The organism is Gracilibacillus sp. Marseille-QA3620 (genome assembly GCF_054950035.1).
Genome location: NZ_CM143102.1, coordinates 518,737 through 539,144, shown reverse-complemented (window position 1 = coordinate 539,144; position 20,408 = coordinate 518,737). Strand labels below are relative to the sequence as shown.

Here is a 20,408-nt window from a genome sequence, read left to right as displayed (position 1 = left end):
ACTCCCCCATTTTTTCTTCATCTATCACATCTTTTTATTCATGCCTGATCGAGTCAGTAACACTTAAAAATCGTAATGATGGTTAGTAAAGAATTATTTTTCAAAAACTTCATAGTGATTATACCATTCTGAATAATGCGCTTTCAAGTACAATTTTATTATACATTTTACACTTTTTCCCACCGGTTGACTATTCAATATTACCAAGGTTTCTACAGGGTTTTCTATGGTGTTTTTCACGATGAATTTTTTGACGTTTTATACATTGAGCAATATGAATTTGCATAAACATTGTATAATAAACAAAAAGAAAACGCTATCATTATATAGTTTTTTCCATAATTTTTCTATTAACAAAAAAATAAAAGACAAGTGCTCAACTTGTCTTTTAGGTTAGCCTATCATTTTTTAAACACACTACTTATAGCCCGCTTGACAACATCAAAGAAACTCAACGATCGAATCAAACGATTTTCATCCACATATTCACGAACGGCCCGCAGGACTTTTTTTGCATCTTTAGAAGAGAATGTATAGGTTCCATTCCGTTTTGTCTGAATGGCATAACGTGGGATCCACTTCCCTTTAAACATGATAGAAGCAATCACATAATCCACTTCTTCCCAAGGAATTTGAATATATTTACGAGCATCCCGTTCATTATAGAATTCAAATCCTTTGTCTCCAATCATAATCTTACCATATTCAGGAAGACCCAAATGCGAGGTTGCACCAATAACTAAATCGACTTTCGTATTGAGTGATTGAACCATTTTATATACTCCATTTCTCTCTGTTAATATTCATTATTATACGCATATTTTTTTCTTAAGCAAAAACCTTTTTTACAATCGGACTAGGTCATAGTACGATCTATAGGAGCAAAATTCCCACGGCAGAAATCTACCTGAGACATGGATTCTAGACGTTCTCTGTATTACAGCGCTGTCGATTATGCAAAGATTTTCCACGGTCCTTTTTCATTAAATGGACAAGTTTGCTTAAACGAATATTTACCGAGAGAGAAGAAGTAGCTGTATCTACGTTTTAGTCTTTCTTAAACAACTGATTTTCTAGTTCACTTAATAATTCGGCCCCAAAAACAGTTAATATTGCTGCCCTTTTTGGATCTCTTCCGTCAGTCTCCATAAAAATTTTCTTAGCCAGTACTTTGGTGTAAAGGTCTCCAAATTCTTTTTTCGTCATGATCTAACCCCCCGTTTTAATTCACTCTGAAGCGCTAGCCGCGCTTTATCCTTCATTATCTGTGCACATCATTCACTGTACCCTTTGTAGATTGACATAACTATTTCTGAATAATATTAACCTTGCAATTCACCTACCCGAAAATTCCAACAATTAATGAAATGGCAGATCAAATAAATAAGTATGGGATATCACGATTATGTACGCTCTATCAACAATCTCTATTTGCTATTATCCATTTCGTAATCATTTTCATCAAAATATTTCAATTTGTGACCTCGCTCGCAATTAAATTATATTTACATAATTTATCTACGTCAATTAAAATATTTCAAATTGTAGAACATTTTTCCCATGCAAGAGAATATGTCCGTTTTTGTGATTGCATTGATCTCATATAGTATCATTAGAGAAAGAATAGTTACGTGGAGGAAAATGATTATGGCAGAAAACAATATTTACGAAGAATTCGGACTTCGTATCAAAGAATTACGAAAATCTCGCAAACTTACACAAGCAGAGTTATCTCAACTATTCGGGATCAGTAAAACAGCTATCGTCAATTATGAAAATGGTTCTCGTAAAGTTCCTCTTGAATTAATTGTTAAATTTGCAGAGTTCTTCGAGGTCAGTATAGACGATTTGACAGGCATGGTAACCGACAGAACAGTGCTCGTCTCAGCTGATGAGCGAACGATAAGAGTGGCCAAACGCTGGCATAAAGAGTTTGGAAGTGATGCGCTCACAGAAGAAGAAGCCGAACAGCTTATTACCTATGCAAAATTCTTAATATATATGAGAACGGAAAAATGAATGCTTCAAACACATAATCAACGGCTAAGAGCAATGAAGCTTAATCTAATAAAGCCCATACGAGTTAGGAGAATGACTCTCCTAACTCGTATGGGCGTTGCATAGAAATAAAACAAGAAATCAGAAATGTTTATTTAGGGATTACGTCCGCTGTGTAACCAAAATAAAGTTTTCCGAAAACACACCCCTCCAACCCGCATTCCTACGTTCGAGTTAAAATAAAGTTTTCGTACCGAACCCCCATTTTGACCATTTTCCGATTCAAAAATGACTGTTTTTTCGCCTGTTTTTCCATGTTTTTTTCATGTTTTTTGGGAGTTAAAATAAAGTTTTCCGAAACATAAGAGAGAATATGATGGATATTAAAGGGGCTTGAGAAGGCCAGAATAGCACCAGGATGAGATGGTATTAAGTATGGGAGACCTACGGTCTACTTTCGAATAGCGACCAGATAAACCTATTGGGAAATCCTTTATTGGCAAGGGTTTGAGCGGGATTATTAGAGAATGGGAGCGGGAACTTCCCTAATGGATCATGAGGAATGAGCACAGAAAAAAGCCCGGAATCGTATTGGATGGAACCCGGCTAGATATTGAAAAAGACCCGGAAATCGGAAAACTTTATTTTACTGAAAACCGAGTCTAAATCGGAAAACTTTATTTTGTCTAGGAAAACTTTATTTTATGGTTACATAGGAGAAAAATCCACAACCATCACTAATTTATCAAAAGCCATGTTTAAAGCAAAAGGAATAATCAATTAATCTCTGATGTTAAAACCGCTCGTTCTCATCAAGAGGATAAGCGGTTTCTTTATTAATGGCTAGTTTACTTTATGGAATAATTTTAGAGACTCTTCCACAAGAGAAAGTTCAAATAAAGTCACGGTTATGGATAATAATAGCTACCACCTTTTTGTTTTTATTTAGGTTCGCTTTCTCAAATAAAGTCTGCTCATTTGGTATAATTTCTATCAAAAGTAGAAACCAATTGATTAAAGACATCAAGAGCTGCCTCTCTTTTCTTTTCACTCTTATTGTATTTGGGATTGCGAGTAAATACAACTCCATCATAGGCTATGCGTATTTCACCCAATGTATCAACAAATTTCATCTCTTTGTCTGAAAAGTTCTTATAATCATTTTTTTCAACACAGACTACTTTTAATTCATAAGCCAGATCATCGATTTTTTCCTTAATATCCATATCTCCATTGTTAACGCTGTCTTTCATTTCATTCGTAAAAGTGATACCCATAGATAGGACATCTTCCCGAACCCCTGTACTTTTTGAAGCATTATTGAGTTCGGTTTGGGAACAACCGGTTGCAAAACCAACTGTCATAATCAACACACAAAATTTGAGAGTTAGACTGTTTTTGTTCATTACCTCTTACCAAATCCAATTTTCTTGTAATCAGATGGGATTGAAACACTTTGGACATTTACACTTTGGCTTGGACTTAGTTGAATATCCTCTGTTTCAATAAATTCTTTCACTTCGCCTTTTTCATCAATTTCTTCCATCGCTAACAAGATACCTGTTTCAGCATGTACCCAGAGTTTAAACGTTTTTGCACTATGTTTTTCTTGGAAATAGTCACTCAACGTTCCTTCAATCAACACTGCTTGGAGACCATTGACTTTTTCATTTTCTGATACAATGTCCCACTTACTATAATCCTCTAAAAAGGACGCAGCTATATCTTGTGGGAAAATCGAAGTTGCAGCTACTCCATCTAATTGTGTGGTATCTTCTCTTCTATCAAAAACCTTCTCTCCGACTTCATTCGTATAGGTTTTATCGTGAGGGTTTTTCTGTTCATTTGTATTTGTTGTGTTTTCTTCTGAAGCTTTAGGTACGTAGGCGTTAACAGCAAGTTTTTCTGCATGATTGATTCTCGTAATTTCATTCGTCTTAGCTGAATATAATTGTTCACTTACACCTTGTGAAGAGGAAGTCTTCACATGAGTAAAAGCATCTTTTTCTCTTTGGATATGATAATCGACAACAAATTTGTCACCTATCGCATCACTACCATAGATAAAACGGCCTTTTAAATTCTTAAAATTATCAATCGAGTTATACATCTTGTTTTGGATGATTTCTTTTTTACCCAGTTTTAATTCATCCTTAGCACTAACACTTTCCTGTTTTTTCTGCTCATTATCTGCTTTTGCATATAGATTCGGGCTACTAAATCCATATCCAATTACTGAACCACCAACAATGATGGATGCGGCCAGCATAGTAATTTTTAGCTTTTTCATAGTATCCCCCATTTATTTATAGAAATCTACTTCGGCACCATCGGCACCAGTTTTATAACTTCCGTTAATAATCATTACCTGAAAAAACCTCGTATCTGAGTCATATGCCTTCTTGCTTCCTATTTTGTTCCATCCCGGATAAGCTGTATTTTGATTAATGGATCCCACGCTGTTACTCCACGACAGCTTGTCGGTTAAACTATGTGTCCAAACTAGGTAAGAAGCAGATGGATTTACGAAATCAGGGTGACGTAAATAAGCGTAATACTGTCTTTTCCCTGAATCTTTTGTAAATCTCCACTCATATGCGGAACCACTATTTTTCGCTATTCTATGATCTCCTTTGTAATCATTCCCGTAATTCCCATACGTCCAGGTTCCTTCCATAGCATTTTTGGAACTTCCCTTCGCACCATGGTCATTATCTAACAATTGGTAACTATCAGCTCCTCCAATAGGTGCTGCATTTGCTCCGGGTATATTGCCTATTAAAAACAATAGTACCATCAAGCTAAAAATTGTAAAAAATCCTAATTTGCTATTTTTCACCATTTTCTCCCCTTCTTCTCTCATTCGTCTAACTCTTGACCCAAATATTACTATATTAAGGATTTATTTTCCATAATTTTTAAAATATTTAAAAAAATAATATTTTTTACCAGTCTCTCATTGAATATCTAACGGCTACATGCACTCCTCTTAAATAGCTGAAGTTTACAACATTTGATTTTTGACAGTTTTTATTTCCGCAATCAAATGGGTATTTCTGAATTTCGTCAGGATATCTCTATAATGAGGATATGTCCCATCTGCTCCGGCCACAACTATATACATGTTTTAAGAGTCTCTAATTCTCTCTCCCAAAACTTATAATCCTTGGGATTAATCTGCTGTATAAGAATTGAAGTTTAGCAACTTGTTGACGATAGAGCACTTTCTTTTGGAATTCTTCTTAAACAGACTCCGTATTCTTTTCATCTTGTACACTCCCTTTTTTCATATCTCAAACATTAAGAGAAAAAGCTCCACAGAGGGAGCCGTTTCTCAATAAGTTACTTCTATATTCCGTTTTCCTAGCAGAAATTCATATTGCGATTGGGTATCACCTGACCAGTTCTTACAGATTGATTGAACTCCCATACGGTACCCGTAAATATATTATAATTACCGCTTATCAAGGCTTAACAAAATATACCTTAACCGGTTAAAAACATTGATAGCCATCTAAAATCCTCCATAGAGTTTTTTTCTATTGGCAAATGTAATAATGATGGTTTTTTCGAACATTCTTTCACCCATGTTCAAAATTCTTGAATAACTGCGACAAAAACACAGGAAATTCCTGTAATGACAAGGGTTTGAGTCGGATTACGAAACAATAGGAGCGGGAACTTCCCTGCTGGGTAATGAAGAATGAGTGCAGAAAAAAGCCGGATTCGTATTGGATGGAACCCGGGTGGATATTGAAAAAGACCTGGAAATCGGAAAACTTTATTTTACCGAAAACCGAGTCTAAATCGGAAAACTTTATTTTATGGTTACATAGGAGAGAGAGTCAAAGCCATCACTAATTTACAAAAGTTATTTATTAAAGCAGTCAGCATAGGAGGAATTTTCAATTCAACCATCGGCAATCAAAGCATTAGTCCTTACCACTCTTGCGGCTATGGATGCTTATGAAACTTCCAAAGAAACGGTTAAGCAAATGGAAGTTTTGTTAAAAGCTAAAGGCGTAATCCGATAATCACTGATAATAAAAACCGCTTATTCTCATTCAGAGGATAGGCGGTTTTTATGTTAATAGTTAATTCACTTTATCGAATAAATTTAAAGACTCTTCTACAAAAGAAAGTTCAACATCTCCAGCAAATTGAACCTCATAATGTGTTTGGTTGGATGAAGTCACTGCTACATAATTATCCTCATCATCTTTATATATAGTCCAATTTTTTCTGTTAATTTCTAATGAATTCTGTTCAGTTGGGGGTTTTCTCTTCTTATGAAAAGCAGAATCGAGAGGCATCTTATCCCTATACTCTAATACTAAAATGTTTTCCCCTTCTTTAGGTAACAGATAAATCATCTTGATCGCATCATAATTTTCTGAGGAATTTAACAATTGCAGTGTATAATGGCCATCGTTCTTAAAGGCATAAAAATCAGTAAATTTTTTCTTTGCGTTGTTAAACGCTATGGATAGTTCATCTGTGTCTGAAACAGCACTTTGAATAGTATCAGGATTTGTTTCAGTTACCTCTTTATCCTTTTTAAACAACAAATAGCCTTCTTTATTTACTCCATCCTCAAAATAAGCACCTTTGGCTACGATGAGGGATTTGTCTTTCCCCTCCATCTGATAAATAGGCCCCGGTGGTACTTCATTTGAATCCCCAGACTTCTTAATCTTCCAATCTCCTATCCTCTTCACTTCTCCAACCTTTTTCCAAACAGAGCTTGATTCAGGTACCACTTCACCAGTCTTCATGTAATAATATCCTTCAAAAACAATATAAGCTTTCTGTTTCTCACTTTCCGTTACCACTTCAACTTCTTTTACTCTGTTTTCTTCTTTTCTTTGTACTGATTGAGCAGCCTCCTCTTTCTTTTCAGTCGAGCCCTTCTCAAAAAAAGCAAAATATAGAGTTGAGAGTATGGCTAAGAAAAGAATAATCGATATACCTATTCTTTTATTCATGATTCTCCCCCTTTCCGTTATGTGAATGAGTATACCATAAAAAATACATATATGGTTTTATTTGTAAATACTTGTAAGAAAGTGGTAAAATAGTTTAGCGATTTGAAATATTTAATTAAAAGAAAGGGTTGATAAATGGACTTATGTGCTATTTTTCGCACTAATTTGTCATGGTAATACCTCAACAATGATTACTTCAATTTTCCTACTTACATGCTAGAAACAAAGCATCCGCTAACACCACGAAATAAACTTACACGTTTAATATTTACTTAGGAGGAATAAAATGTGACCGTTTTAAAGAGATTCAGTGTTCTATCTCTAGCTATCCTTTTTGGCTTAATGGCTAATCTCATCGATATCCCGACTGCTAAAGCGACTTGTGGTACCTATTACGAAGATAATGATGACCCTAATGGTGGTACGTATCGCCAAGGATTTACTACATACACAAAGCACTCAGGTTCTTATAGAGGAGATTATCGATTATCCACGAAATCTGCTAGTGATCAATTTTACCAATGGTGGTCACCTGGAGGTTCATGTAAGGATTATGTCTACTATTACGCTTACTTAAACAATGTAAACTTTACTAATAAAGACGCACGATATAGTTTTCAAATATCTAGTGGCGGTGACGGATTAAAGTATGTCGATCAGTACAATGCTCCCGGAGGATGGAACTATGTTGGTATTGGATTAAGCGATAGACAACCACACCTTTCTCTTAGTTCTTATGCTACAAGTGGAAAAACAGGTGCAGATGGAGTGAAATTCGTAACAAAATAAACGAAAGGGAGCGTTATTATGAAAAGATTCAGTGTTTTGTCCCTAGCTATTCTTTTTGGAATCATAGCCAGTTTTATTCACATCTCGACTGCTGAAGCGGCTTGTGGTACCTATTGCGAAGATAATGATGATCCAAACCAATTAACAATCCGAAGTGGTTTTAGCACGTACACAAAACACTCAGGTTCTTACAGAGGAGATTATCGACTGTCTAAGAATCCTTCGGGAGATGGGGCATATTTTTGGTCTTCCCCTGGTGGTACCTGTAAAGCATCTCACTCTTATTATGCTTATTTAAACAATGTAAACTTCACCAATACTAAGGCTCAATACCAATTTAGCGGAACTAACAACGCCACTCTAACAAAATATGTTGATCAATATAATGCCCCAGGGGGTTGGAACTATGTTGGATTTGGATATGTGAGCACAGCTCCAGGCATTTGGCTCTCTGAAAAGGGAGTGTCGGGTTCTAAAACAGGTGCAGATGGGATAAAATTTGTAAACAATTAAACATATAGGAGGGTTATTATGAAAAAGTTGATTCCAATCGCAGTTACCTTTTCTCTTTTAACAGGTGTAGGGATTTATTCTATCGATAAAAAATTAGAGACCGCCAAGGCCGCTGAAACGGTGACGCTTAATCAAGACAAAATTCATTCCAAAATGCTGAATAGCATTGATAATTTCAAAAGTGCTCAAGGAACATTTGTTTATAAAAGCAAGGCTGCTGGTTTTAATCATTCCGTAGATTACAAGGTTCAAACAAGAAATGGAAATCGGTCAAATGTGAAAATTAAGGATAGTGTTCAAGAAATTAATACTGTCTATGATGGCCAAACGCTTGTTCAAACTTTCCCAGAAAAAGAGTCCTACGAAGAATTGAAAATAGATGAAAAGGTCACAGAAGAACAGGTAAAATCGGACAAGGCGGACAAATCTATCGAATCAAGATATGACCATTCGAAAAATGAAAAAGTATATAATTATCGAACGGATCCAACCTATATGTCAGCCGCTTCAGTATCCCTATTTCCACAAGAGATTGCTGTAGGATTTTTAGAAGATTATTCAAAGTGGGAAATAAGTGGACATATGAAGTATCTTGGACAAAATGCGGTCATCATATCCGGAACATTTAATGAATATTATGCTGAAAAGCATCAGGCAGATACATTCAAATTGTGGGTTGATGAGAATCGTGGAATCATATTGAAATTAGAGGAGTATGGCAAGGATAACGAGGTTATGACCAGCTTAGAAACAACAAAGTTTAAAGCAGATTCCTCTTTCCATTCATCTGATTTCAAAGCGAACGTACCAGCAAAGTATAAAAAGAAAAAATCTCCTTTTCCTGTAGAGTAGATAAAAAAGAGACCAAACACGTGATGTGCACCCCGAAAGTTAGACGAAACAATTCTAACTTTCGAGGTGTTTTTTTGTGGTCAAATATGATGAAGACTTTAAGCTAAAAGTAGTGAACGCTTATTTAGCTGGTGAGGGTGGATATGGTTCCTTGGCTAGTAGATTTGGAATCCGAAGTAAAACCAATATAATAAAATGGGTTAGTGCGTTCCAACAATATGGGAAACAAGGCTTGGTTACCAGAAAAACAGCTACGCATTATCCTGTTCAATTTAAAATGGATGTTCTAAACTATAAGGAAAGAACTGGAGAATCCTTTGCAGAAGTTGCTAGAAAATTTGGCATCACTGAACCGCCTATGATTCAAAATTGGTGGAGAAGATGGCAAAATGAAGGTATTAAAGGGCTCTCTACATCAAGGGGGCGTCCATCCATGTCCAATAAACCGAAAAAGAAAATAGATGAAAAGAAATTGACGAAGGAAGAACAACTTTTAAAAGAAATAGAATTACTGCGTGCGGAGAATGCCTATTTAAAAAAGCTCCGAGCTTCAGGGGTAAATATTCCGAGCCGACTGCTAAAACAGAATCCAGGATCATCCAAGAACTCAGAAAAGAATTCAAATTAGCCGTTATCCTTGAAGCCACAGGTTTTCCAAAGGCAACCTATATGTATTGGCAAAAACGATTTAATGATTCAAATCCTGATGAAGAGATTGAAAAGGTGATCCAGTCTATTGTAGACGAACATAATGGGAATTATGGCTATCGTCGAATTGATATGGAATTGCGTAAGAGAGGCTATATCGTAAATCACAAAAAATCCTGAGAATTACTAATAAACTTGGTATTACTTGTACCTCATACACACGTAAATCACGTAAATACAGCACTTATAAAGGTACCATAGGCAAGATTTCAAAAAACCTTGTCAATCGCAGATTCCATACAAGCATCCCACATCAAAAATTAACAACCGATACATCCGAATTTAAATATTACTCGACTGATTCTAAAGGAAAGCTAATCATCAAGAAGGCTTATTTAGATCCATTTCTAGATATGTTTAACGGTGAAATTCTAACTTATCGGTTTTCAGAACGCCCGAACGCAAAAGCAATCCTGGATGCTTTAGACGAAGTAATTGAAATAACAAAAGATAGCCCCTATCGAACTAAAAGATAATGGCATCTTTCAAAGTATGTCCCGGAAGGGAAACTGTCTGGATAATTCACCAATGGAGAACTTCTTCGGAATCATGAAGCAGGAAATGTATTATGGTAAAGTTTATTATTCATTTGAAGAACTCAAGCAGGCAGTTACTGATTATATTTTTTACTATAACAACATAGGGTTCAGTACATTTTGGATGTACTCTTTTGAACTTAGTTTTAACTCATCAGCGGTAAACACGCTGTCCTGTTTTTTCTGTTCCACGCTTGCATTGGCATATGAATCAGGGTTCGTAAATCCGTACCCAACTACTGTGCCACCAACAAGGATTGATGTGGCTAAGAGTGTAACCTTTAATTTATTCATAGTATCCCCCTTTTTATTTATAGAAATCTACTTCGGAAGCATCTACACCGGTTTTATAACTTCCATTAATAAGCATGACTCTGAAAAATCTCGTATCCGAGTCATATGATTTCTTACTCCCTATTTTATTCCAGCCTGGATAGGCCGTATTCTGATTATTATCTCCCACATCATTGCTCCAAGATAACTCAGAAGTAAGGCTATGTGTCCAAACCATGTAAGAAGCTGACGGATTCACAAAATCAGAGAGACGTAACTAAGCATAATATTGACGTTTGCCTGAATCCGATTTGAATCTCCACTCATATACTGACCCACGATTTTTGGCTATTCGATGATCCCCTTTATAATCATTCCCGTAAGTTCCATATGTCCAGGTTCCCTCCATGGCATTGTTGGAACTTCCTTTCGCACCATGATCATTGTCGAACAGTCGGTAACTATCTGCTCCTCCAATAGGTGCAGCATTTACTCCAGATATTTCGCCCATGTACAGCAATAGTACCACCAAGCTAAAAAATGTAAAAAATCTTAATTTCCTATTTTCCACCATTTTCTCCCCTTCTTTTTTTCGATTGTCTAAATCTCAACCTAATTATTATCATATTAATAATATTATTTCCGAAATTTTCAAATTATTATTAAAAGGGAGACTTTCTTACCAGTTCTATAGATTCCTAACGGGTACATGGACTCCTCTTTCATATTTGAAATTTACAACATTTAGTTTTGACAGTTTTTTATTTCAGCAATCAATTCGTGTATTTCTGTATTTCGTCAGGAAATATACCATCGCTCTGGCCATAACTCTATACATGCTTTAGATTCTCTAATTCTTTCTCCAACTCATTTACATTTCTTAGATAAGCAGGGATGACTGTTCGGTTGCATTGACTCTATATCCATACACGATTGGAGGAATTAACATATTCTGAGCTGCAGCTTTTCTTGTCAAAATATGTTGTTGGTTCCTCAATTATTGTCGAAAATATCAGACGATTTTATCATAGGAATAATTTGTCAGATTCTGTAAACTTCTAATTATAGCGGGCCGCTATATTAATAGTAAAAGGGAGGATTATATGAAGAAGTTATCAATGAGTTTAATATTAGCAGGTTCTTTATTTGCCTTTTCTAGTATCAACACACATGCATCTGGTACAGGAGATAACCCTAACTTTACACCAGATAAAATGTCTGCGGAACAAGTGAAAGCAGCAGCAGAAAAAGAAGCTGAGATCAACTCCAAGGTGAATATTATGGCAGATCCAGATGGTGTTTATAAAACAATAGGGGTCCCTTCCTACAAGCAAGAAAAGAACTATTGGTGCGGTCCTGCCACTGTTAAGCAAGTAGTTGGATTCCTTAAAGGTTCCTCCAGTTCTCAATCTACCTATGCATCTCAATTAGGAACCACAACCGATGGGACAGAATTCTCCAAAGTAGACGATATCTTAAATAAAAATCAATCCAAAAACACTTATGTATACATTTCTATTGGTTCCTATTCTAACTGGTCTAACAAAATTGAATATGCTTTAAGCAAGAATTATCCTGCGGTATTGGATTTGAAGATTAGTCCAAGCTACATGCCAAAATACACAAGTAGTGTGGCGGGACACATCTTAAACGTGTCAGGAGTAGACTCTACATTAAGAACGAGCTCAAGTGCCCTTGTACGTTTAACCGACCCATTTGACCAAGGTGGTCGAGGAGTGACATTGGGTAATGTATGGCATCCTCATAAAGGTGTTTACAACGCTAATAACGCCCATTTCAGACAAGCATTACTGTACTAATAAAATAGTCCTAAATGGCTGATCTTTTCAGATTGGCCATTTAGATTGCAAGGAATTTTTTTGATTATGGAGAGTGCTGTTATGAGTAAAATGCGTAAATATCAATCTTTAGTCTTAGCTATGGCATTCTTTATAACTGGATGTTCTACAGACATTGATGAGAACAAAAAGGAAGAAAAAGTGGTTAAGGAAGAAGAAGTGACGAAAGAGGAGAAACCCGTTCCTCAAAATGAGCCGAATGAAGTCAAAGAAGAGTCGAAAAGCACGTATATTGAACATCTGTCTAGCTGGACGGATAACAAAATTCAAACCAAGAAATATTCCATCAGTGGCGGAAAATGTGGTGTGAAATCCATGACGGCCCCTGATTATGTAGATGATAACGGGATAGCATTCGTTGATTCCCAAGAGACCCAAACTCGCATTATGCTATTTGATAGAAAGAAAGGAACCTGTCAGCCTATTTATAAGACGAACGTAAATGATGGGATTGGGAATTTGACAGGAGAAGATGGATTTTTATATTGGTCTGAATATGATACCCGGAAAATGACAGATGTGGACTGGAAAATCAAATCATTAAATTTATCCAATTTGAAAGTTTCTGAGATTGATACAGGCGGAAGCTATTTTGAAACACCCACTCCTGCCGTTCGAATCGGTGATGGTACACTTAGTTGGGTAAAATACACAGCAAATGAAAAAACCAAAACGATTCAATCTCAATTAATGTTTTATGATACCAAGTTGAAGAAACTCTCTATAAAAGAAAAAGATGAACTAGATGAAAGTCAAGAACGAAAGGGCTCCTACCATATTATTCAAGAAAATTTAGATTCTAAGAATTATCTTCTTTATAAATCCGTTTTTAAAGATGGGGAAAAGAAATTCACCTTAAATCTTAATGAAGATGGCGAAAAATCTAAAGTGGTTGCCACAGAAGATGGAATTATTGATTTTACTTATCTTAACGATTATGTCACCTATACAAATGGTTCTTCCCTTTATATCTATAATAAAAACAAACTGAACCAAGCCAAGATATTCAAAGATGATTCTATCAATACAACACTCGATACCCCTATTTTCATCAATGAAGATACCCTTATATTTCGTAGAGGCATGGAACAAATCTATATTCTCAATATTGCAAAAGGTATAGCCAGTCCGATATCCGAATCAATCATCAGCACTTCTAAACCTATTTATACCAATGAAATACTTTCTTATAGTGTTTTTGAGAACGATGAAGACCAAGTTAATTTAGATTTTTATGTGGTAAAAATTCAATAAGAAAAGAAGGATGGATCAAACAATCCATCCCTCTTTCTTGTATCGTTAGCCATAATGTATAGAAAAGACAATCATGCAAGTCTCCCTATCCTTACTTATGTCATTCTACAGTCATAATGACTGATTTTTTTGTCTCTATCTGTGAACTAGATAGTCACACTTTCTTTCAACGAAGCACCACATGATTTAATGACCTTTTCTCAAGTAATCGACTTCATTCCTTTTCAATGAATCCCTTATGATTTACGGAAAGTCATCATGGATGTTCCTTTTAGCTTACTATTAGAGTTAGTAGGTATACAGTATATAGAGAATAAAGAAAAAGAATTGCTCGATTTGACTGATTCAAAAAATGAACCTGGGGTTAATATTGCAAATAAATGACTTTTAAAATCTGAAATTTTTACCGGAGCAGAAGTAAAAAAAGCAGATCAAAAAGCAAAGGAGGATAAATTGTGGATTAAGAAGCACACATTCATTGTATATCGAACCATATGAGGAAGGTATTTACGATAAATGGTTGGAAGTCAAGTTAATATTTTATTATTATAACCAAAACAGAAAGGGACCGCTCTTTCACTGTTAATCGAATAGCAGCCTGAGCAACCTATTGAAAAAGCCTGTAGTGGCAATGGTTAGAGGGGCATAAGAGATTAATGTGAGCGGGAACTTTCCCTCTGGATCATGAGGAATGAGCACAGAAAAAAGCCCGGAATCGTATTGGATGGAACCCGGCTAGATATTGAAAAAGACCCGGAAATCGGAAAACTTTATTTTACCGAAAACCGAGTCTAAATCGGAAAACTTTATTTTATGGTTACACCTTCTGTGTAACCAAAATAAAGTTTTCCGAAAACACACCCCTCCAACCCGCATTCCTACGTTCGAGTTAAAATAAAGTTTTCGTACCGAACCCCCATTTTGACCATTTTCCGATTCAAAAATGACTGTTTTTTCGCCTGTTTTTCCATGTTTTTTTCATGTTTTTTGGGAGTTAAAATAAAGTTTTCCGAAACATAAGAGAGAATATGATGGATATTAAAGGGGCTTGAGAAGGCCAGAATAGCACCAGGATGAGATGGTATTAAGTATGGGAGACCTACGGTCTACTTTCGAATAGCGACCAGATAAACCTATTGGGAAATCCTTTATTGGCAAGGGTTTGAGCGGGATTATTAGAGAATGGGAGCGGGAACTTTCCTGCTGGATCGTGGGGAATGGGAACAGAAAAAAACCCGGATTCGTATTGGATGGAACCCGGGTGGATATTGAAAAAGACCCGGAAATCGGAAAACTTTATTTTACCGAAAACCAAGTCTAAATCGGAAAACTTTATTTTGTCTAGGAAAACTTTATTTTATGGTTACATCCGCTTCACTATCTCCACAACACATTCGATATGGCTTGTCTGAGGGAACATGTCCACTGGCTGTATATATTTCGGACGATATTGCTTGCCCATATACTCAAGATCCTTCGCCAAAGTGGATGGGTTACAGCTTACGTATACGATTCGTTTTGGAGCTGTCTTTAGAATGGTATCCATCAGCTTCTTATCAAGACCGCTTCTTGGCGGGTCGACGACTATAATATCAGGACGGAAGCCTTCCTTCGTCCATTTCGGCATGATGTCCTCCGCTTTGCCGACTTCGTAATGCACATTGTCCATGTTATGGCGCTCGGCATTTTGAATCGCATCCTCAATCGATTCGGGGATGACGTCCATGCCGCGGATTTCCTTACAGCTGTCGGCTAGCCAAAGGCCGATTGTTCCGACACCGCAATAGGCATCGACGACTTTTTCATATCCTTTGAGCTTGGCCGCTTTTTTGACTTCATCATAGAGCTTGACCGTTTGTACCGGATTCAGCTGGAAGAAGGTCCGTGCTGAGAGCTCATAGCTCAAGTTCCCTAGCTTCTCCTCAATCGCTTCTTCTCCCCATAGATGAATTGTTTTCTCTCCGAATACGAGCGGCGTATTTTCCTTGTTAATGTTCTGAACGATAGAGATGACTTCCGGAAGACGCTTATTGATTTGTTCAATGATTTCACGTTTTTTCGGAAGCTTTTCGGAGATCGTGATGATGACAACCTGAACCTGGTCGGAGGCAAAGCCGACGCGGGTTACGACGGTTTTGACGATACCGCTTTTTTTCTTCGTATCATAAGCAGGGATTCCGAGCTCCTTCAGAATGCCGAGCACAGTCCGAGTGACCTTGTTCGTCGCCTCATGCTGGACCATACAGTTTTCAATATCAATCAAATGATGGCTGTTCGCTGCATAGAGACCGGCAATCAGCTCTTGTTTGTCATTCGTGCCGACCTGGAATTGGTTTTTGTTGCGATAATTCCATGGGTTTTCCATGCCAATCGTCGGGCGGATGTCTACATTGCTCGCATTGAAGCGGCTGTGGCGCTCTAACGATTGGATGACAATATCACGTTTTTCACGCAGCTGCTGGCCATATTCGAGGTGCTGCAGCTGACACCCTCCGCATACATCATAAACAGGGCAGGGAGGCTTAACGCGGTGCGGGGACGCTTTTTTGATTTTCTTTACGAGCCCTTCCGAATACTTCGGATGGGTGTTCGTAATCTTGACTTCTACGACTTCCTCGGGCAGTGCCCCGGGCACGAAAACGACCTGTCGTTTATAGTAGCCTACTCCCTCCCCATTAATGCCGAGGCGTTTTATTGTCAGCAATATCTCTTGTCCTTCACGGATGTTTGCTGCCTGTTGCTTCATCTTTAATTCCTCCGTTTTTCGATGCTTCTCCATAAGTAAAGCGAGGCATAGCTCAAATAAGGCTGCCATGTTTCGCTGAATTGGTCCATTTCGTCCATTGTCGGCTTTTTTTCGAGATTATATAGCAGCTTGATGGCATTTTGGATGCCGATATCGGCTTTTGGGAATAAATTAGGTCGCCCTAGCCCGAAGAGCAGGAAGTTCTCTGCTGTCCAACGCCCGATGCCGCGAATCTTGATGAGTTCCTCAATAATGGCCTCATCACTCCAGTCCCGCATCCCTTCAAGGTCCAAATCCCCGTTTGCCACCTTCTCAGAAAGCCCAATCACATATTCTGCCTTGCGCGAGCTGAACTTCAAGGCTCGCAACTCCTCGACCTTCAAGGCGGCTGCCTGCTCTGGAGCTGGGTAAAACCAGACTCCATCCTGCTTGAATCCAAATGTATGCACAAAGTCCATTGTCAGCTTCTGAGCGAATGCCATATTCAACTGCTGATGAATGATATTTTTCACCAAGCATCCGTACAGGTCAAACTCCAGAATGAGCGGTGTTCCCCGGTGGACTTCAAATATGTCTTTTAACCTACTTTTGCTAAAATGGGCATGAATTTGGGCCAAGGGAAGATTCCACTGAAAGATATCCGAAAGCCTGCTTATTGCCTTCTCCTGTTCGGCTTCGCCGCTAATGAGGAAGGCAGGTGCATCGACGGTGCCAGCTGCCTGGACCTGATACACATATGGCTTCCCTTCTATCAGCAAGGGTACCTTAATCAATCGATTGATTAAATCAATTTCATGCAGCGGATCAAGGCTAATCCGCTCTAAGACAAGGTCGAAATTATACGGTCCTTCAACCTGAATGCTTTCCTTCCACATCCCCATCTCCCCTTATGCAAGAATCGTCCCGTTATTATAACAGGTTTTCTCTTCTCATGTGTACATGTTCAACTTAAGCTTTTGCCATCTCGATCTGCCGCTTCTTCAGGACTGCCTTAATGGCTGTATAGCTGATTCCCTCAGGCAAAGCCTCCTTGATCGGCTTCAAGAATTCACTGCCCGCATCTTCCATCGCTTTGATGATTTGTTCCTCTTCCTCTGCTGTAAAAAAGGAAGACCATTCAAGCTCCATCCCTTCATCAAGACAACGGAATAAATGAGACTCAATTGTCTGCACAGAAAGGTCGCGCTCTTTGGCCATTTCCTTTACGCTCATGCCCGTCTTATACAGCTCATATGTGTCCAAATGAGAATTCTTCACCGCTGCCTTCGTCTTCTTCACCGTCTTCTCTTCCTCCGTGACGATCTTCGCCTCATATTCATGTTCAGAAAGAAAGGCCGCAATCGCCTCGATAAATCGTTCTGCATATTTCTCAGCCTTCTGCTTACCGACGCCCTTCACGTCCAGGAAGTCATCCACCGTTGCCGGCTGTTTGCCACACATATCCCGCAAAGCTTGATCTGAGAAGATTAAGTATGGAGGCACCTTCTCCTCTCCGGCAATTTCCTTCCGTAAAGCACGCAGCTCCTCAAATAACGGGTCATCAAGTGCAATACTTGATATGCGAACCGCTTCCTTCCTCATAACATTCTTCTTGCCGAGAAGGACCTCCTTCCCTGACTGGGTAACAAATAGGAGGGGAAACTGCCCGCCTGTTATGCCGATATATTGCTCAGAGGTAAGAAAGTCAATCAAATCTCCGACATCCTTCGCTGACTGCTGTTTCATGAGCCCATAGGTAGGCAGACGGTCAAATCCTTGCTCAAGCACCTTCTTATTCGCAGAACCGGTCAGCACTTGGGACACCATCATTTTCCCGAATCGCTCCCCCATGCGGATCATGCATGAAAGAACCATTTGCGCTTCCTTCGTCACATCTACTGAACTCCGCTCATCAAGGCAATTGGAGCACCGGCCGCAGTTTTGCGCCTCTCCCTCGCCAAAATAATGGAGAATGAATGCCTGCAGACAGCCTTGTGTATGGCAGTAGTCACGCATTTGGTAGAGCTTTTTCAGCTCAGCTTCTTTATGTTCCTCATCCCCTTGAGACTGATCAATCAGGAACCGCTGCACCTGCACGTCCTGTTCAGAATGCAAGAGCAGGCAATCACTTGGGAGTCCATCACGACCGGCACGGCCCGCTTCCTGATAATAGCCCTCCATATTCTTTGGCATCTGCGCATGAATTACATAGCGGACATCGGATTTATCGATCCCCATGCCAAAGGCATTTGTCGCAATCATGACCGTGATTTCATCCCGCAGAAAGCGGTCCTGCTCACGCTCCCTTTCCTCCGCTGATAGTCCGGCATGATAGCGCCCAACAGCTATTCCCTTTTGTCGGAGCCGCTCATATAAATGATCGACTGTCTTGCGAGTCGCGCAATAGATGATTCCTGAGACAGACCGATTCTTCTTCACGTACGCATCAATGAATTTCTGCTTGTTCTGCCCCTTGATGACCTGAAAGCTTAAGTTGCTCCGTTCAAATCCGGTCAAGACTGTATTCTCATTCAATATATCTAGTGCCCTGCGGATATCCTCCTGCACGCGCGGTGTCGCTGTTGCTGTAAGTGCCAGCACAACAGGTTTCGAATCCAACTGGCCAGCAAGCGATTGAATACGCAAATAACTTGGACGGAAGTCATGGCCCCATTGTGAAATACAGTGCGCTTCATCAACCGCGATCAGGCCTACCGGCAAACGGCGGATTTCCTCCATGAACGCATGGCTTTCAAGCCGCTCCGGCGCTAGATAAAGCAGCTTATAAGCACCATATTGAACATCCGACAGCCTGTCGTTCACTTCTTGTGCGCTTAGGGAACTATTGATAAAAGTGGCGGGGATACCTGCCTGATCAAGTGCATCGACCTGGTCCTTCATGAGAGAGATTAAGGGAGAGATTACGAGGGTAACGCCCGGTATAACCAAGGCAGGAATTTGATAGCAGATGGATTTCCCTCCGCCTGTCGGCATGATGCCAAGCGTATCGGTGCCATTCAAGACCTGTTCAATGATTTTCCTTTGGCCTTCCCGGAATTGTTCATAACCAAAGTGCTTCTTTAATAGGGAACTAGCTTCTTCAAGCATGTCCTTCTCTCCTCCGTTCGCATGTGAATTTATCTTTTCATTATAGCCTAACCACTCTTAAAAATCTTCTATCTCCTGCTAGTTTACGGGAAGATGAAAACTGGGAAAAATCATAGTAGAGGAATCTATAAAGGAGTGAGGGAAATGAGCAGTACAATCGATTTAGAATCTACCGGGCACTCTTTCAAGGAGCATATCGATGACCTCATAAAAAAAATAAAGCAGCATCCACATCGAAAAGCCTATATCTTCGGGAGGCATAGCTGCCTTATGTGCTCTCATCATCGCGGGAAGAATCATTGCAACTAGTGTCCAGCAAGCACAGCACGAACAACTTGTCAGAGATTACATCAGCCAGAATAATGCATATGTACAGCAAATGGAGGACACAGTTGCCCTTGCGGAAGAAGTGGTTGATGAGACTTCAACAGTTTGGTCTGACGCAATCTGGGATGACGGCACTTTTGTAAATGGCACTTATGCAGCTGATTTCGATGAAGCTATCCTCCTTCTGTATGCGGGTTATGAAGAAGACGGCACTCTCGATCAACTCATTGCCGGCAGCGAAGAAATGGAAACAGGCATCGAGGACTTAAAGGCTATGCCTGAGGAATTGCAGGACAACTATGAGCTTACTTATGAGATTTACAGCGAGGCAAAACCATTAATTGACCTAGCCATCAACCCTGAAGGAAGCTATCTCACCTTTACCGATCGAACAGAAGAATTAAAAGTCAACACTGAGGATGCCTTCAGAGACTACGAAGTATTAAAGGTTGAGGCAAATGATGTAATCGATGAATAAACA

Annotated in this window: 21 protein-coding genes and 1 pseudogene; 11 read left to right on the top strand and 11 right to left on the bottom strand. The window is 38.9% G+C overall.

All coding sequences use genetic code 11. The annotated features are described in order from the left end of the window. Positions 1 to 401: 401 nt before the first annotated feature. Both ACY8DX_RS02725 and ACY8DX_RS02720 read right to left on the bottom strand, forming a co-directional pair. Positions 402 to 773 (bottom strand): DUF956 family protein, encoded by a 372-nt coding sequence (locus tag ACY8DX_RS02725; protein WP_049672219.1) that lies wholly within the window; start codon positions 771 to 773, stop codon positions 402 to 404. A gap of 274 nt (positions 774 to 1,047) precedes the next feature. Further along, positions 1,048 to 1,206 carry a hypothetical protein gene (locus ACY8DX_RS02720; protein ID WP_156185659.1) on the bottom strand — a complete coding sequence of 53 codons (159 nt, stop codon included), beginning with the start codon at positions 1,204 to 1,206 and terminating at the stop codon, positions 1,048 to 1,050. A 441-nt stretch (positions 1,207 to 1,647) separates the two neighbouring features. Between ACY8DX_RS02720 and ACY8DX_RS02715 the strand changes: the two genes are divergently transcribed. Continuing rightward, complete coding sequence (locus tag ACY8DX_RS02715; RefSeq protein ID WP_462406164.1) at positions 1,648 to 2,019, top strand: helix-turn-helix domain-containing protein; 372 nt, start codon at positions 1,648 to 1,650, stop codon at positions 2,017 to 2,019. 953 nt (positions 2,020 to 2,972) lie between these two features. Here the strand turns inward: ACY8DX_RS02715 and ACY8DX_RS02710 are convergent. From ACY8DX_RS02710 to ACY8DX_RS02695, 4 genes are all read right to left on the bottom strand, one after another. Next, entirely contained in the window at positions 2,973 to 3,404 is a 432-nt protein-coding gene (locus tag ACY8DX_RS02710; RefSeq protein ID WP_439802684.1) for a hypothetical protein, read from the bottom strand. Next, a complete protein-coding gene (locus tag ACY8DX_RS02705) occupies positions 3,404 to 4,288 on the bottom strand; it encodes a hypothetical protein (RefSeq protein WP_439802683.1) in 885 nt (294 codons plus the stop codon). The genes ACY8DX_RS02710 and ACY8DX_RS02705 overlap by 1 nt, the downstream gene beginning before the upstream one ends. Positions 4,289 to 4,300: 12 nt before the next feature. After that, positions 4,301 to 4,861, bottom strand: a complete 561-nt coding sequence (locus ACY8DX_RS02700; RefSeq protein ID WP_462406163.1) for a hypothetical protein — start codon at positions 4,859 to 4,861, stop codon at positions 4,301 to 4,303. 1,231 nt (positions 4,862 to 6,092) lie between these two features. Beyond that, the gene (locus ACY8DX_RS02695) at positions 6,093 to 6,983 is read right to left on the bottom strand and encodes a hypothetical protein (protein ID WP_439802281.1); all 891 of its coding nucleotides are present in this window, start codon (positions 6,981 to 6,983) and stop codon (positions 6,093 to 6,095) included. A 288-nt stretch (positions 6,984 to 7,271) separates the two neighbouring features. Between ACY8DX_RS02695 and ACY8DX_RS02690 the strand changes: the two genes are divergently transcribed. The 6 genes and pseudogenes from ACY8DX_RS02690 to ACY8DX_RS02665 all read left to right on the top strand — a co-directional run. Further along, positions 7,272 to 7,772, top strand: coding sequence for a carbohydrate-binding protein (locus ACY8DX_RS02690; protein WP_462406162.1), 501 nt, complete (start codon positions 7,272 to 7,274; stop codon positions 7,770 to 7,772). An 18-nt stretch (positions 7,773 to 7,790) separates the two neighbouring features. After that, entirely contained in the window at positions 7,791 to 8,285 is a 495-nt protein-coding gene (locus ACY8DX_RS02685) for a hypothetical protein (protein WP_462406161.1), read from the top strand. An 18-nt stretch (positions 8,286 to 8,303) separates the two neighbouring features. After that, positions 8,304 to 9,137, top strand: coding sequence for a hypothetical protein (locus tag ACY8DX_RS02680; protein WP_462406160.1), 834 nt, complete (start codon positions 8,304 to 8,306; stop codon positions 9,135 to 9,137). 76 nt (positions 9,138 to 9,213) lie between these two features. Further along, positions 9,214 to 9,765 (top strand): helix-turn-helix domain-containing protein, encoded by a 552-nt coding sequence (locus ACY8DX_RS02675; RefSeq protein WP_439803167.1) that lies wholly within the window; start codon positions 9,214 to 9,216, stop codon positions 9,763 to 9,765. A 41-nt stretch (positions 9,766 to 9,806) separates the two neighbouring features. Beyond that, positions 9,807 to 9,965, top strand: coding sequence for an IS3 family transposase (locus ACY8DX_RS02670; protein WP_439803168.1), 159 nt, complete (start codon positions 9,807 to 9,809; stop codon positions 9,963 to 9,965). Positions 9,966 to 10,307: 342 nt separating this feature from the next. Beyond that, positions 10,308 to 10,484: pseudogene (locus tag ACY8DX_RS02665) on the top strand (IS3 family transposase); the annotation flags it as partial. Here the strand turns inward: ACY8DX_RS02665 and ACY8DX_RS02660 are convergent. Together ACY8DX_RS02660 and ACY8DX_RS02655 are read right to left on the bottom strand one after the other, a co-directional pair. After that, on the bottom strand, positions 10,475 to 10,675 hold the full coding sequence (locus tag ACY8DX_RS02660; protein ID WP_439803171.1) for a hypothetical protein: 201 nt from the start codon (positions 10,673 to 10,675) through the stop codon (positions 10,475 to 10,477). The pseudogene ACY8DX_RS02665 and the gene ACY8DX_RS02660 sit on opposite strands and share 10 nt — an antisense overlap. Before the next feature lie 256 nt (positions 10,676 to 10,931). Continuing rightward, the gene (locus tag ACY8DX_RS02655) at positions 10,932 to 11,228 is read right to left on the bottom strand and encodes a hypothetical protein (RefSeq protein WP_462406159.1); all 297 of its coding nucleotides are present in this window, start codon (positions 11,226 to 11,228) and stop codon (positions 10,932 to 10,934) included. A 529-nt stretch (positions 11,229 to 11,757) separates the two neighbouring features. On the opposite strand from ACY8DX_RS02655, the gene ACY8DX_RS02650 reads away from it, so the two are divergent. The 3 genes from ACY8DX_RS02650 (at position 11,758) to ACY8DX_RS02640 (ending at position 14,151) form a co-directional block, all read left to right on the top strand. Further along, on the top strand, positions 11,758 to 12,474 hold the full coding sequence (locus tag ACY8DX_RS02650; protein ID WP_439803169.1) for a C39 family peptidase: 717 nt from the start codon (positions 11,758 to 11,760) through the stop codon (positions 12,472 to 12,474). Positions 12,475 to 12,555: 81 nt separating this feature from the next. Next, a complete protein-coding gene (locus ACY8DX_RS02645; protein WP_439803170.1) occupies positions 12,556 to 13,767 on the top strand; it encodes a hypothetical protein in 1,212 nt (403 codons plus the stop codon). Positions 13,768 to 14,025: 258 nt separating this feature from the next. After that, a complete protein-coding gene (locus tag ACY8DX_RS02640; RefSeq protein ID WP_462406158.1) occupies positions 14,026 to 14,151 on the top strand; it encodes a hypothetical protein in 126 nt (41 codons plus the stop codon). A 979-nt stretch (positions 14,152 to 15,130) separates the two neighbouring features. Here the strand turns inward: ACY8DX_RS02640 and rlmD are convergent. The 3 genes from rlmD to recQ form a co-directional block, all read right to left on the bottom strand. Next, a complete protein-coding gene (gene rlmD / locus ACY8DX_RS02635; RefSeq protein ID WP_462406157.1) occupies positions 15,131 to 16,546 on the bottom strand; it encodes a 23S rRNA (uracil(1939)-C(5))-methyltransferase RlmD in 1,416 nt (471 codons plus the stop codon). Further along, entirely contained in the window at positions 16,516 to 17,388 is an 873-nt protein-coding gene (locus ACY8DX_RS02630) for a DNA-3-methyladenine glycosylase family protein (RefSeq protein WP_049672222.1), read from the bottom strand. Before ACY8DX_RS02630 ends, rlmD begins: the two co-directional genes overlap by 31 nt. A gap of 73 nt (positions 17,389 to 17,461) precedes the next feature. Further along, positions 17,462 to 19,600 carry a DNA helicase RecQ gene (recQ, locus tag ACY8DX_RS02625; protein WP_049672223.1) on the bottom strand — a complete coding sequence of 713 codons (2,139 nt, stop codon included), beginning with the start codon at positions 19,598 to 19,600 and terminating at the stop codon, positions 17,462 to 17,464. Positions 19,601 to 19,979: 379 nt separating this feature from the next. Here recQ and ACY8DX_RS02620 point away from each other — a divergent pair, with 379 nt between their 5' ends. Continuing rightward, positions 19,980 to 20,405, top strand: coding sequence for a hypothetical protein (locus ACY8DX_RS02620; RefSeq protein ID WP_049672224.1), 426 nt, complete (start codon positions 19,980 to 19,982; stop codon positions 20,403 to 20,405). Positions 20,406 to 20,408: the final 3 nt, after the last annotated feature.